Source organism: Klebsiella sp. Ech2A, from assembly GCF_030078455.1.
Classification (GTDB): Bacteria; Pseudomonadota; Gammaproteobacteria; order Enterobacterales; family Enterobacteriaceae; genus Klebsiella; species Klebsiella terrigena.
Window position 1 is genome coordinate 1 of the sequence record NZ_JAQGFU010000130.1, and the last position, 12,273, is coordinate 12,273.

At 56.9% G+C, this 12,273-nt stretch carries 15 protein-coding genes and 1 pseudogene; 11 read left to right on the plus strand and 5 right to left on the minus strand.

Annotated elements, in window-relative coordinates:
- Positions 1 to 115, plus strand: a pseudogene (locus PFH44_RS19295) (quinone oxidoreductase family protein); the annotation flags it as partial.
- Between the two features lie 164 nt (positions 116 to 279).
- Here the strand turns inward: PFH44_RS19295 and PFH44_RS19300 are convergent.
- Entirely contained in the window at positions 280 to 1,182 is a 903-nt protein-coding gene (locus PFH44_RS19300; protein WP_283825849.1) for a LysR family transcriptional regulator, read from the minus strand.
- Between the two features lie 120 nt (positions 1,183 to 1,302).
- On the opposite strand from PFH44_RS19300, the gene PFH44_RS19305 reads away from it, so the two are divergent.
- On the plus strand, positions 1,303 to 2,010 hold the full coding sequence (locus PFH44_RS19305) for an SDR family NAD(P)-dependent oxidoreductase (protein ID WP_283825850.1): 708 nt from the start codon (positions 1,303 to 1,305) through the stop codon (positions 2,008 to 2,010).
- A gap of 300 nt (positions 2,011 to 2,310) precedes the next feature.
- Positions 2,311 to 3,783 carry an alpha/beta hydrolase gene (locus PFH44_RS19310; protein ID WP_283825851.1) on the plus strand — a complete coding sequence of 491 codons (1,473 nt, stop codon included), beginning with the start codon at positions 2,311 to 2,313 and terminating at the stop codon, positions 3,781 to 3,783.
- Between the two features lie 85 nt (positions 3,784 to 3,868).
- On the opposite strand, the gene ompW is transcribed toward PFH44_RS19310, so the two are convergent.
- Positions 3,869 to 4,504, minus strand: coding sequence for an outer membrane protein OmpW (gene ompW / locus PFH44_RS19315; RefSeq protein ID WP_045855041.1), 636 nt, complete (start codon positions 4,502 to 4,504; stop codon positions 3,869 to 3,871).
- Between the two features lie 363 nt (positions 4,505 to 4,867).
- On the opposite strand from ompW, the gene PFH44_RS19320 reads away from it, so the two are divergent.
- Both PFH44_RS19320 and PFH44_RS19325 read left to right on the plus strand, forming a co-directional pair.
- The gene (locus PFH44_RS19320) at positions 4,868 to 5,611 is read left to right on the plus strand and encodes a YciC family protein (protein WP_041145152.1); all 744 of its coding nucleotides are present in this window, start codon (positions 4,868 to 4,870) and stop codon (positions 5,609 to 5,611) included.
- Between the two features lie 54 nt (positions 5,612 to 5,665).
- The gene (locus PFH44_RS19325) at positions 5,666 to 6,202 is read left to right on the plus strand and encodes a septation protein A (protein WP_283825852.1); all 537 of its coding nucleotides are present in this window, start codon (positions 5,666 to 5,668) and stop codon (positions 6,200 to 6,202) included.
- Between the two features lie 121 nt (positions 6,203 to 6,323).
- Here PFH44_RS19325 and PFH44_RS19330 read toward each other — a convergent pair whose 3' ends face one another.
- On the minus strand, positions 6,324 to 6,560 hold the full coding sequence (locus tag PFH44_RS19330; protein WP_128878393.1) for a hypothetical protein: 237 nt from the start codon (positions 6,558 to 6,560) through the stop codon (positions 6,324 to 6,326).
- Between the two features lie 182 nt (positions 6,561 to 6,742).
- Here PFH44_RS19330 and yciA point away from each other — a divergent pair, with 182 nt between their 5' ends.
- The gene (gene yciA, locus PFH44_RS19335; RefSeq protein ID WP_283825853.1) at positions 6,743 to 7,141 is read left to right on the plus strand and encodes an acyl-CoA thioester hydrolase YciA; all 399 of its coding nucleotides are present in this window, start codon (positions 6,743 to 6,745) and stop codon (positions 7,139 to 7,141) included.
- A gap of 32 nt (positions 7,142 to 7,173) precedes the next feature.
- Here yciA and PFH44_RS19340 read toward each other — a convergent pair whose 3' ends face one another.
- Complete coding sequence (locus tag PFH44_RS19340) at positions 7,174 to 7,710, minus strand: YniB family protein (RefSeq protein ID WP_283825854.1); 537 nt, start codon at positions 7,708 to 7,710, stop codon at positions 7,174 to 7,176.
- Between the two features lie 151 nt (positions 7,711 to 7,861).
- Here PFH44_RS19340 and hxpB point away from each other — a divergent pair, with 151 nt between their 5' ends.
- The 4 genes from hxpB (at position 7,862) to PFH44_RS19360 (ending at position 11,645) form a co-directional block, all read left to right on the plus strand.
- Positions 7,862 to 8,530 carry a hexitol phosphatase HxpB gene (hxpB, locus tag PFH44_RS19345; RefSeq protein WP_128878394.1) on the plus strand — a complete coding sequence of 223 codons (669 nt, stop codon included), beginning with the start codon at positions 7,862 to 7,864 and terminating at the stop codon, positions 8,528 to 8,530.
- A gap of 144 nt (positions 8,531 to 8,674) precedes the next feature.
- Positions 8,675 to 9,436: a 2-dehydro-3-deoxy-D-gluconate 5-dehydrogenase KduD gene (gene kduD, locus PFH44_RS19350; protein WP_283825855.1), complete on the plus strand. Its 762-nt coding sequence runs from the start codon at positions 8,675 to 8,677 to the stop codon at positions 9,434 to 9,436.
- Between the two features lie 91 nt (positions 9,437 to 9,527).
- Complete coding sequence (locus PFH44_RS19355) at positions 9,528 to 10,118, plus strand: metal-dependent hydrolase (RefSeq protein WP_132510802.1); 591 nt, start codon at positions 9,528 to 9,530, stop codon at positions 10,116 to 10,118.
- Between the two features lie 135 nt (positions 10,119 to 10,253).
- On the plus strand, positions 10,254 to 11,645 hold the full coding sequence (locus tag PFH44_RS19360; RefSeq protein ID WP_283825856.1) for an L-cystine transporter: 1,392 nt from the start codon (positions 10,254 to 10,256) through the stop codon (positions 11,643 to 11,645).
- A 72-nt stretch (positions 11,646 to 11,717) separates the two neighbouring features.
- Here PFH44_RS19360 and cedA read toward each other — a convergent pair whose 3' ends face one another.
- The gene (gene cedA, locus PFH44_RS19365; protein WP_041145143.1) at positions 11,718 to 11,957 is read right to left on the minus strand and encodes a cell division activator CedA; all 240 of its coding nucleotides are present in this window, start codon (positions 11,955 to 11,957) and stop codon (positions 11,718 to 11,720) included.
- A 185-nt stretch (positions 11,958 to 12,142) separates the two neighbouring features.
- Here cedA and PFH44_RS19370 point away from each other — a divergent pair.
- Positions 12,143 to 12,273: hypothetical protein (locus tag PFH44_RS19370; protein WP_283825857.1), on the plus strand; the 131-nt coding region annotated here is incomplete at its 3' end.

Below are 12,273 nucleotides of genomic sequence, written 5' to 3' on the forward strand. Positions count from 1 at the left end.
GGCCGCCGCGGTCGGCGGGTTTACTATCGCCACCACGCCGCTGCCGCTGCGGGAAGTGGCGGCTGCCTGGCCACGCGACAACAGCCAGAAGCGCAGCGTTTTCGTGATCGATTAAAAAAAATCACTTCCGCACAAAAGATGGGGTTGATATCTTAAATGAGAAACATTATCTTTCTCATTACCGAATAGTTGAGCAAAACACTCAGGTATTCGGTACGACATTGCTCACATTGCTTCCAGTATTTTTCGCCCGCATCCGTTGCGGGCTTTTTTTTGTCCTTATTCTCCCTGACGACATACGCTAAGCACCCGCTGACGCAACCAGCGGTGGCCGGGCTCCTGCTCCTGTCGGGGATGCCACATCTGCGAAACGGTGATTTCCGGCGTCTGCACCGGCAGCTCAAAAACGGCGATATCGGCCGCAGGGGCGTCGCCAATATAGGATGCCGGCACCAGCGCAATCAGCTGCGAACGGCGGGCAACCGCCAGCGCGGCGGCAAAGCTGGGCACCACGGCGACAATCTTACGCTGCAGGCCGAACCCGGCGAGGGCATCATCAACCGGCCCCCGCACCATGCCATGACGAGAAGTAATCACGTGCCCGCAGGAGATATACGCTTCCCGGGTCATGTGCGCCGGCTGCGCCAACGGGTGGCTCTTCGCCAGCACGCCGACGAAGCGATCGCGAAACAGCGCCTGCAGGCGGATTTCCGGCCCCATATTCTTGAGTACGCCAATCTCGAGGTCCACCCGCCCCTCGCGCAAAAACTGCGGATCTTTTTCGCTCTTAGCCACAAAGGTGAGCGTCACGCCCGGCGCATCCCGCGCGCAGGCGGCAATCAACGCCGGAGCAAAGGTTTCGACGAAGCCTTCGTTGGTGCGCAAGGTAAAGGTTTGCTCCAGCGTCGGGAGATGGAGCGGCGAAAGCGACGCGTTCAGGACCGAACGCACCTCGAACAGTGCATTCTGCGCGCGCGCTTTGATATTTTGCGCATGCGGGGTTAGCACCATTTTACGCCCTGCCCTGACCAGCAGCGGATCGCCGGTCGCGTCGCGCAGGCGGGTGAGCGTCCGGCTCATTGCCGATGCGCTGAGCCCCAGCCGTCGCGCCGCCGCGGCCACGCTCTCTTCGGCCAGCAGCGCGTCGAGGGCAACGAGAAGATTAAAATCGGGATCGGTCATAAGGTATCCTGCCGTAAGATATGGCGTGCGGTGCATGTTAACAGTGTATATGCTGCGCCTTCCGCCTGATATAGCCTATGACTATAGTCAGATCCTCACTCTTTACTGCGGATTTCGACTATGACCCCTCTGAATCATCACAGCATTTTAATCGTCGGCGCCTCTCGCGGGCTGGGCCACGCCATGGCCGCCGAGTTTTTGCAGCACGGCTGGAACGTAATCGGTACCGTACGCGATATTGAGCACCCTACGCCGCTTCACCAGCTCGCCCGGGATAACCCCGGCCGGGTGCGCCTTGAAACGCTGGACGTCTGCAACGACAAGCAGATGGCCGCCCTGGACCACAGGCTCTCGGGAAGCCGCCTGGAGATGCTCTTTGTCAATGCCGGAACCACCAACCGCGATCCTTCGCAGACCATCGGCGAAATCTCCACAGAGGAGTTTATGCAGGTGATGCAGACCAATGCCCTGGCGCCAATGCGCGTCATAGAGCGCCTGCAGCGCCACGTGATCCCGTCAGGATTGCTCGGCGTGATGTCTTCCGGACAGGGAAGTCTCGGCAATAACCTTAGCGGGCAGCGCGAGCTGTACAGAGGCAGCAAGGCCGCGCTGAATATGTTTATGCGCAGCTTTGCCGCCCGCGCGGCCTCTGCGACGCATCCGATGGTGGCGATGGCGCCGGGCTGGATCCGCACCGCGCTGGGCGGCATAGCTGCGCCGCTGACCATCGAGGAGACCATCCCCAGCCTGGTCAAGGTGCTGCTGGAGAAACGCCAGCGTCCGGGGCTGGAGTATCTGGATTATCAGGGCCGCACCGTGCCGTGGTGATGGGTACAGAACGGCTGGCGGGGTAAGGCACAGAGGCATCTAGAGCCGGTAGGAGCCACAGCAGGCCCTGGTCATACAACGACCAGGGCTACAAGAAGCTGAGAACCGGTAACATCGGGATTTGTTCATCAACGGGAAGCAGCTTAGCCCTTTTGCGGGTTCGAAAAATAGCCCGCTTTCTACACGGGATAACCCACCGAAAACGACTTAAGTTCTGCATAAGCGTCAAGACGGTCTGTATGTAACGCCTGATTTTATTTTATACTTAAAAAATATGGGATTAGGACAGGAACCAAAGCGGTGAAATTCGCAAAGTGGTTAAAACGTATCGTATTCTCCTTACTTCTCTTAGTGGTTGGCGCTATTGGGATACGGCTGTATGACATTCAGCGCGGACCCGACCTGCAGCTCTGGCATACGTACGTCCCTGATGAGATGGACGCCGATGAAATCGACAGCGCAGACTGGAACGATTACATCAAGAGAGAAAATTCGCTCTTCAACGAAGTTAAACGTAACGTCACGGATAAGCTTGATGTCCAACAGCAAACTGAACTGAATCGTTACTATGCCGATAGTCCTATCTATCCGGACAAATTCCCAACAAACTGGAATCGGTCTTACATTATGATGCCGGACGCCAGGCCCAAAGGGGCCGTGGTGCTGTTGCATGGTCTGACGGATACCCCCTACAGCCTAAGGCATATTGCCAATAACTACCGTCAGCATGGCTATATCGCCATTGGGATCAGATTACCGGGGCACGGCACTGTCCCCGCGGGGTTGACCGACGTGAACTGGCAGGACTGGCTTGCCGCAACGCGCCTTGCCGTGAGAGAAGCGCAAAAGCTTGCTGGTCATGATGTGCCGCTGCATATAGTCGGATTTTCCAATGGCGGTGCTCTGGCAATGAAATATACGCTGGACGCACTGGATAATCCCGGCCTGGCTAAGCCACAGCGCGTGATCCTGATTTCGCCGATGATTGGTATTACAAGCTTCGCGCGCTTTTCCGGCCTGGCGGGCTGGCCTGCGTTTCTACCCGCATTCGCCAAAGCCGCATGGTTAGGCATAATGCCGGAGTTCAATCCGTTTAAATATAACTCATTCCCGACCAATGCCGCCCGCCAGTCGTTCCTGCTGACAAAGGCGCTTCAGAGCCAAATTGTCACTGACTCGCGTAATAGAAAAATGGCAAGCCTACCTCCGGTACTGACATTTCAATCGGTCATGGATTCAACCGTCAGTACGCGGGCGATCGTTACGGCGTTGTACAACCGTTTACCGGATAACGGCAGTGAAATCGTGTTGTTCGATTTGAATCATGCGGTGAGGTTTAATTCGTTATTACGCAGAACATCTTACACCGCGCTGTCCCGGTTGCTCCCTGCAGCTCCGCGGCTTTATAAAACCACGATCATCACTAACGCGAATCCCGGCACGACAGAGATGGAGATCCGCACAACGCCTGCCGGGAAAACAGAACAATCCGTGGAAACCCTGCAGGGGCAGCGCTATTTGCCGGACGTCTACTCCCTTTCCCACGTTGCTCTCCCCTTCCCTTTAAGTGACTCCTTATATGGACGCTATCCGCATCCGCTGAATCAATATGGTATCAGCCTGGGGACATTTGCTGCCCGTGGCGAGCGCTCGGTGCTTGTTGTTGGGCTGGATTCACTCATGCGCCAGTCTTCAAATCCATTCTTCCCCTATATGATTACGCGGATCGATGAAGGAATTGACGCCGGTGCCGCCGCTCCCGGCAGCGATTGATTTCGGCTGCGGCGTCGAAAGAGCCGGTCGCACCGGCAAGGCGGGCCATATAATGACCCGCCTTGCCGGGATTTTGCAGTAGAAATCAGAACCGGTATCCCGCAGAGAACATAAACACCCACGGATCGATGCGGGTGCTGACCTTCTGGTCCACGCCGCCGGCTTTAAATTTCACATCGGTGTCGATATCCATGTACCACACCGACATATTGAGCAGCCAGTCGCGGTTAATCAGATAGTCCAGACCTACCTGCCCGGCGGCGCCCCACGAATCCTTGAGGCTCAGATCGGAGAGCCCGGCCTCTTTGCCGGTGTCGTTAAAGTCTTCGTTAAAGAAGGTGGTGTAGTTAATACCGGCGCCGATATAAGGGCGCACCTTGCTCTGCGCATCGCCGAAGTACCACTGCGCCATCAGGGTTGGCGGCAGCTGGTGTACCGTGGCGATGGTGCCCGTCGGGCCGGTGCCAACCTTATGGCGGAACGGCGTGGCCGCCAGCAGCTCGATGCCGATATTATCCGTCGCCATATAGGTGAAGGTTAATCCCAGCTGCGTGTTATTGCTGACGTTAAAGCTGCCCAGACTGTTTAACACGTTGTCAGAACCTTCCGTCGGACGAACGGTGGCCGAACCTGCGCGAATGAAAAACTCTCCGGCTTCGTGCGCCCAGACGCCCCCGGAAAGCGTACTCAAAATTAATCCTACCGCTGCTAACTTCTTCATACCCACTTCCTCATTATGGTTATTCAGCGCGGAGAATATACCCACAATGAGTTAGGTTTGATCCAACATAGATCACAGAAAATCATTAGTTTTAACATTTGTTGATCCAGATTAATTTTTGCAGCAGGATGCAATAAGCAAATGATTAAGCAGATCAATTTTCGCCATATTCCGTCGCCGGCGTACCGGTACCCCGCTTTTACGGCGACAGCGCCCGCGGCAAAAGCCATACTCAGCGGGATACGGCGCTCACTCCTCTTTACAAAGATATACTTAGCCTGGCGTGAGCAGAGGCTGCTACGCTGAAGCGATTTGCGGTACAATCGCCGGCTAGTTAACACCTGCAATACTCAAGGAGAGTGCATGTCTATCACGGCGAAGTCCGTCTACCGTGACACGGGAAATTTTTTTCGTAATCAGTTCATTACCATTTTGCTGGTTGCGCTGTTGTGCGCGCTAATAACGGTAGTCCTTGGCCACGCGTTCTCACCCAGCGAAGAGCAGCTCTCGATTCTGAGCGAAGGCGATAATCTGGCGGGTAGCGCAGGCTTGTTTGAGCTGGTACAGAACATGACGCCGGAGCAGCAGCAGGTTCTGCTGCGCGCCTCTGCGGCCTCAACCTTCTCCGGACTGGTGGGTAACGCCATTCTTGCAGGCGGCGTGCTGCTGATGATTCAGTTGGTCTCCGCCGGGCAGCGCGTCAGCGCTCTGCGCGCGATTGGCGCCGCGGCGCCGGTTCTGCCGAAGCTGCTGTTGCTGATCCTGTTCACCACCTTCCTGGTGCAGATTGGGATGATGCTGGTGCTGGTGCCGGGCGTGCTGTTAGCCATCGTGCTGGCCTTTGCCCCGATTATGCTGGTGCAGGATAAGCTGGGCATCCTCAGCGCGATGCGCGGCAGCATCCGCCTGGCGTGGGCAAATATGCGCCTGGTGGCGCCGGCGGTGCTCGGCTGGCTGCTGGCCAAAACCGCGCTGCTGCTGCTGGCTTCCAGCTTTGCGGTGCTGACGCCAAACGTCGGCGCGGTGGTAATTAATACCATCAGCAACCTGATTTCCGCGCTGTTGCTGATCTATTTATTCCGCTTGTATATGCTTATCCGCAACTAAATTTAACCAGGGTCGGGAAACCTCCCGACCCGCACTGAACTACGGAACCTATGCATGAAGCAGTTTCTGGATTTTTTACCGCTGGTCGTCTTCTTCGCATTCTATAAGCTCTACGATATCTACGCCGCCACCACGGCGCTGATTGTCGCCACCGCGATAGTGCTGATCTACACCTGGGTGCGCTATCGCAAAATTGAGAAAATGGCGCTGATCACCTTCGTGCTGGTCGCCGTTTTTGGCGGCCTGACGATCTTCTTCCATAACGACGAGTTTATTAAATGGAAGGTGACCGTCATCTACGTGCTGTTCGCCGGCGCCCTGCTGTTCAGCCAGTGGGTCATGAAAAAGCCGCTGATTCAGCGGATGCTCGGCAAAGAGCTCACGCTGCCGCAGCACGTGTGGTCACGTTTAAACCTCGCCTGGGCGGTGTTTTTCATCCTCTGCGGGCTGGCAAATATCTACATTGCGTTCTGGCTGCCGCAGAACATTTGGGTCAACTTCAAGGTCTTTGGCCTGACCGCCCTGACTCTGGTCTTCACTCTGCTGAGCGGCGTCTATATCTACCGCCATATGCCGCAGGATGACAAGTAATCGATAAAGGCCCGTCGCGCTGATTGCGCGTTTAACGCTAAAAAGCACGCCTGCGGATTCAAAAAACGCAAAGCGTGCTTTTTTTTGCGCGCCGCTGCGCAGGTTTGCGGCAATACCCGGTCTAGGGTTTGTTCCTGCTGAGGGCGGCAAACCAATCATACTTTTGCCGCGTGCCGATCTCTTTTTCTCCCTCATCTAACTTGATGAGAAATCTGCGCTTATTGATGTCGTCGAGGTTAAAGAAGTAAGGCGCCAGGCGCTGCGATAAGGCCCCGTACATTGCCTGGGCGATCCCTTCCCCAGCCTCTTCCCCGTACTTCTCGAATTCATCTTTTATCGCCTGGAAATCGTCGTTCATGCTCGCGTCCTCAACTTATACAGAGGGAGTGAGTATGATTTAGCCGCCATACATTTTCCATACCCCTTAATTTTTAGCCGACCCGGCGCCGGCTAACGGCCAGAGCAGCGAGGGCTATTCTCACGCGGCGGTTTTCATAGTAGCATCGCGCCAGATCTTCATTGACCATGACAGAGTACAGAATGACAACAACGGATCTCGCCCCCAAGGGCGAAATGGTTTTACGCACCCTGGCAATGCCGGCAGATACCAACGCGAATGGCGATATTTTTGGCGGCTGGCTGATGTCGCAGATGGATATCGGCGGCGCGATTATGGCCAAAGAGATTGCCCACGGCCGCGTGGTTACCGTCCGCGTGGACGGCATGACCTTTTTGCGCCCGGTGGCCGTCGGCGACGTGGTGTGCTGCTACGCCCGCTGCGTAAAGCGCGGCAATACCTCGATCACCATTAATATTGAAGTGTGGGTGAAGAAGGTCTCATCTGAGCCTATTGGCCAGCGCTACAAGGCAACGGAAGCGCTGTTTATTTACGTGGCGGTGGATGGCCAGGGCAAGCCGCGGGCCATTCCCGGCGAGTGAACCATTGCCCGGCAAGCCGGGCAATTTCTCGCTTACAGGAAGCCGAGCAGAGAAAAGAAGAAGTAGCCGATGACAATAATCACCACCGGCAGAACGTACAGCGGGAAGTACTGCACCAGGATAGTGTGGCGCGGCACCACGATACGTTCGCCGATTTGCTCCCGCGTCAGCCCTTCCGCGCCTTTGGCCTGTTCCAGAATCAGCTGATCCTCAACCCCTTCGCGAAGGAATTTCGCCTGGCGGCTCATGCGCGCGCCGGATGCCTGCAGCGCCATCCCGACGAAGACCAGAATATAGATTATCCAGAAGCCAACGTTGAGGCCGTGCTTAAAGTCCGGCAGCGGCGAGTTGTACCAGAAAAAGTTAAGAAACGGCGTATTAAACCGCATCATTTCAATCATGACGTGCGCAAAATCCATCATCACCGCGTCAATACCCGGCTTCTTCTCGCTGTGCTCATACATAAACTTCAGTACGGAAATCAGCGTCGATAGTATCGCCGGAATAAAGATGACCCACCCCAAAATACGTTTAAGTACTGCAATGCGTCCAGCTTGTTGATACGTCATGGGTTCCCCTTGTTTAAGACGCCTTCACTGCCAAGAACCAACCGGTCAGGTTCTAAGTCTACCTTCACTGGCGAATTTCGCCCACTAAAGCGCGGTATGATATACCATGAACGCAAATTGGTTATCGACTTACGCTACAGGAGAGGGACATATGTCAGCCAGGCGCCAAATTCATGCCGCAATCTTCGATATGGATGGATTACTGATTGATTCTGAGCCGCTATGGGATCGGGCGGAGCTGGAGGTGATAGCCAGCCTCGGTGTGGATATCAGCCGTCGCGGCGAACTGCCCGATATTCTCGGGTTACGCATCGATTTAGTGGTGGACCTGTGGTTTGCGCAGCAGCCGTGGAGCGGACCGGACCGCGCCGACGTGACCGCGCGGATCATCAGCCGGGCTATCGAGCTGGTGGAAGCCTCGCGCCCGCTGCTGCCGGGCGTGCGCGAGGCCGTGGCGCTGTGCAAGGCCCAGGGGCTGAAGATCGGCCTCGCCTCCGCCTCGCCGCTGCGAATGCTGGAAAAAGTGCTCACCATGTTTGAGCTGCGCGACCAGTTTGACGCCCTGGCCTCCGCCGAGCTGCTGACCTACAGCAAGCCGCATCCGCAGGTCTATCTCGACTGCGCGGCAAAGCTCGGCGTCGATCCGATGCACTGCGTGGCGCTGGAGGACTCGATTAACGGCATGATCGCCTGTAAAGCGGCGCGCATGCGCTCAATCGTCATCCCCGCCGAGGAGCATAGCCACGACCGCCGGTTTGCCCTCGCCGACGTTAAGCTAACGACGCTGGCGGCGCTTAGCGTCAGCGACCTGCGCGGCTAACTTGCCGGCGTGATGAGGGAGCAGCGGCTGCCTCATCACATAAAATAAAACACCGTTTCATTTTTAATTGTATTTTCCCGCAGGTCCCTCTATGCTGGCCGTAACGGCGTGTACTCACGCATACATCAGCATATGGAGGGACATATGGGACTTAACGCCTTCGATCTTACGGGTAAGGTCGCGATCGTGACGGGATGTGACACTGGGCTGGGTCAGGGAATGGCCGTCGGGCTTGCCGAGGCCGGGTGCGATATCGTCAGCGTCAACCGTAAGATCCCGCACGAAACCGCCGAAAAAGTCCAGGCGCTGGGTCGCCGCTTCTGCGCCGTTCAGGCGGATCTCAGCCGCCAGGACGAGATAAGCCAGATCGTGGCGACGGCCGTTACCGCCATGGGTCGGATAGATATTCTGGTCAACAATGCCGGGACGATTCGTCGCGCCGACGCGCTCGACTTTAGCGAGCGCGACTGGGACGACGTCATGAACCTCAACCTGAAGTCGGTGTTCTTTTTGTCCCAGGCGGTCGCCCGGCAGTTTATTCAGCAGGGCGGCGGCGGCAAGATAGTTAACATCGCCTCGATGCTCTCCTTCCAGGGCGGAATTCGCGTCCCCTCCTATACCGCCTCAAAGAGCGGCGTGCTCGGCCTGACCCGCCTGATGGCCAACGAATGGGCGGAATATGGAATTAACGTTAACGCCATCGCGCCGGGCTATATGGCAACCAATAATACCCGGCAGCTGCGCGACGATAGCGAGCGCAGTAAAGAGATCCTCGACCGCATCCCCGCCGGGCGCTGGGGACTGCCGGACGATTTGCAGGGACCGGTGGTGTTCCTCGCCTCCGCCGCGGCGGATTACGTGAACGGCTACACTCTGGCGGTGGACGGCGGGTGGCTGGCACGCTGACAATTTTGTGACAAAGAGTTACACCGTCACCTCTTTCGCACACTGTATAAAAACCCTATACTGTATGAATTGACAGTTTAGGGTTTTCATCATGACGGCGGAAGGCCATCTCTTCTTTTCTATCGCCTGTGCGGTATTTGCTAAAAATGCGGAACTCACGCCCGTGCTGGCACAGGGCGACTGGTGGCATATTGTCCCGTCCGCGGTGCTGACCTGCCTGCTGCCCGATATCGATCACCCTAAATCATTTCTCGGCCAGCGGCTGAGCTGGATCTCCAGACCGGTAGCGCGCGCGTTTGGCCATCGGGGATTCACCCACAGCCTGCTGGCGGTATTCGCGGCGATCACCCTGTTCTATCTGAAAGTCCCGGAAAGCTGGTTTGTGCCCGCCGACGCGCTGCAGGGGCTAGTGCTCGGCTACCTCAGCCATATTCTTGCCGATATGCTGACTCCCGCAGGAGTGCCGCTGCTGTGGCCCTGCCGCTGGCGTTTTCGCCTGCCCATCCTGGCGCCGCGCAAGGGCAACCAGCTGGAGCGCGCGCTGTGCATGGCGCTGTTTGTCTACGCGGTATGGATGCCGCAGACTTTCGCCGACAATAGCGCCGTTCGCTGGTCATCCGGCATGATTAATACGCTGCAGATAACTTTCAATCGCTTTATTAGTCAGCAGACCGGACGATAAATAGACGAAATAGCAAATTAGTTATAATCAATTCCATTTGAATATAAGTAATGAATTCCGCTTCTGCTAACCTTGCGCCATAAGAGCTGGTCCACAGGCCAGCCCGGGTAATAAAAAGATATCAGGAGAACGGGGATGAACTTTCCACTTATAGCGAACGTTATCGTGTTCGCGATTTTGCTGTTTGCGCTGGCCCAAACCCGCCACAAACAGTGGAGCCTTGCCAAAAAAGTACTGGTCGGTCTGATCATTGGCGTCGTATTCGGTCTTGCGCTGCAGCTGATTTACGGCTCCGACAGCCAGGTACTGAAAGATTCCATTCAATGGTTCAATATCGTTGGCAACGGCTACGTACAGCTGCTGCAGATGATCGTCATGCCGCTGGTGTTCGCGTCTATTCTGAGCGCCGTCGCGCGCCTGCACAACGCTTCGCAGCTGGGTAAAATCAGCTTCCTGAGCATTGGCACCCTGCTGTTCACCACCCTTATCGCCGCCCTGGTGGGCGTACTGGTGACCAACCTGTTTGGCCTGACCGCCGAAGGTCTGGTGCAGGGGAGCGCGGAAACCGCCCGCCTGAACGCCATTCAGAGCAACTACGCCGGTAAGGTCGCGGACCTCAGCGTTCCGCAGCTGATCCTCTCCTTCGTGCCGAAGAACCCGTTTGCCGACCTGACGGGCGCTAACCCGACCTCTATCATCAGCATCGTTATCTTTGCTGCCTTCCTCGGCGTCGCTTCCCTGAAGCTGCTGAAGGATGACGTCGCTAAAGGCCAGCGCGTTCTGACCGCCATCGACACCCTGCAGGCCTGGGTGATGAAGCTGGTGCGCCTGGTAATGCAGCTGACGCCGTACGGCGTGCTGGCGCTGATGACCAAAGTCGTGGCGGGCTCCAACCTGCAGGACATCATCAAGCTCGGCAGCTTCGTTGTCGCCTCCTACCTCGGCCTTGGCATCATGTTCGTGGTCCACGGGCTGCTGCTGGCGGTGAACGGCGTGAGCCCGCTGAAATACTTCCGCAAGGTGTGGCCGGTGCTGACCTTTGCCTTCACCAGCCGCTCCAGCGCCGCGTCGATTCCGCTGAACGTGGAAGCGCAAACCCGTCGTCTGGGCGTACCGGAATCTATTGCCAGCTTCTCCGCCTCCTTTGGCGCCACGATCGGTCAGAACGGCTGTGCCGGCCTCTATCCGGCCATGCTGGCGGTGATGGTCGCCCCCACCGTCGGGATCAACCCGCTCGACCCGCTGTGGATTGCCACCCTCGTCGGCATCGTGACCGTGAGCTCCGCCGGTGTCGCCGGCGTTGGCGGCGGCGCAACCTTCGCCGCGCTGATCGTCCTGCCGGCGATGGGCCTGCCGGTAACCCTGGTCGCGCTGTTAATTTCGGTTGAGCCGCTGATCGATATGGGCCGCACCGCGCTGAACGTCAACGGCTCAATGACCGCCGGTACCCTGACCAGCCAGTGGCTGCGCCAGACCGATAAAACCATTCTTGAGAGCGAAGACGACGCCGAACTGGCGCATCGCTAGCCTCAGGTTGGAATAAAAAAAACCGCAGATAGCGCGCGCTACCTGCGGTTTTTTTATTGCTCAATTCTGCGCTCAGGGAGCCAGTTCGTTTTCCTGCCGGGTTTGCATCGCCCAGCGCTGCGCCGATTCCGGCACGCTAAACGGCGGAGAACGACGAAAGTGCTCTCCGAGCAAAATAAAGGCAACGTACTTCCCCCGCAGCAGCCACACGTCGCGAAAACCGTCCATTTTGACGGCGTGTTCCGGCGGCGCTGGCTCCGCTCGAGGCACGTAGCTAATGACAGGGCGATTTTGTTGGCGAAGTGTTTTCATAGCGTATGGATTCACTAAACAAAGCGGGAACAGAACCGCCATCATAGCCGAAAATCCCCCTTTGCGTCGCCCCCTGCTTGCCGCTCGTTTTGCTCCGGCAAGGCACGATGTCCGTAATGTTCTATAGTTAGAAGGGTTTTGGTTCAGCAACGACCATTTTCAGTAATGGAGACAGGAGACGAGCAATGTCTGATAAACACCATAACCCACAGTCCCATCGGTCGTCGGTAGACGATGACCGCGAAGCGAAACCCGGTCTTGATTCGCTGGCCCCTGATGACCAGCAGTGGCGCCCAACCCCGCACCCCACCGCCCC

Excerpts from the sequence above, each read along its gene's own strand:
- ompW (WP_045855041.1), bottom strand. The coding sequence starts at position 4,504 with ATGAAGAAGTTAGCAGCGGTAGGATTAATTTTGAGTACGCTTTCCGGG.
- hxpB (WP_128878394.1), top strand. The coding sequence starts at position 7,862 with ATGTCAGCCAGGCGCCAAATTCATGCCGCAATCTTCGATATGGATGGA.
- PFH44_RS19305 (WP_283825850.1), top strand. The coding sequence starts at position 1,303 with ATGACCCCTCTGAATCATCACAGCATTTTAATCGTCGGCGCCTCTCGC.
- kduD (WP_283825855.1), top strand. The coding sequence starts at position 8,675 with ATGGGACTTAACGCCTTCGATCTTACGGGTAAGGTCGCGATCGTGACG.
- PFH44_RS19330 (WP_128878393.1), bottom strand. The coding sequence starts at position 6,560 with ATGAACGACGATTTCCAGGCGATAAAAGATGAATTCGAGAAGTACGGG.
- cedA (WP_041145143.1), bottom strand. The coding sequence starts at position 11,957 with ATGAAAACACTTCGCCAACAAAATCGCCCTGTCATTAGCTACGTGCCT.
- PFH44_RS19300 (WP_283825849.1), bottom strand. The coding sequence starts at position 1,182 with ATGACCGATCCCGATTTTAATCTTCTCGTTGCCCTCGACGCGCTGCTG.
- PFH44_RS19360 (WP_283825856.1), top strand. The coding sequence starts at position 10,254 with ATGAACTTTCCACTTATAGCGAACGTTATCGTGTTCGCGATTTTGCTG.
- PFH44_RS19325 (WP_283825852.1), top strand. The coding sequence starts at position 5,666 with ATGAAGCAGTTTCTGGATTTTTTACCGCTGGTCGTCTTCTTCGCATTC.
- yciA (WP_283825853.1), top strand. The coding sequence starts at position 6,743 with ATGACAACAACGGATCTCGCCCCCAAGGGCGAAATGGTTTTACGCACC.
- PFH44_RS19340 (WP_283825854.1), bottom strand. The coding sequence starts at position 7,710 with ATGACGTATCAACAAGCTGGACGCATTGCAGTACTTAAACGTATTTTG.
- PFH44_RS19355 (WP_132510802.1), top strand. The coding sequence starts at position 9,528 with ATGACGGCGGAAGGCCATCTCTTCTTTTCTATCGCCTGTGCGGTATTT.
- PFH44_RS19320 (WP_041145152.1), top strand. The coding sequence starts at position 4,868 with ATGTCTATCACGGCGAAGTCCGTCTACCGTGACACGGGAAATTTTTTT.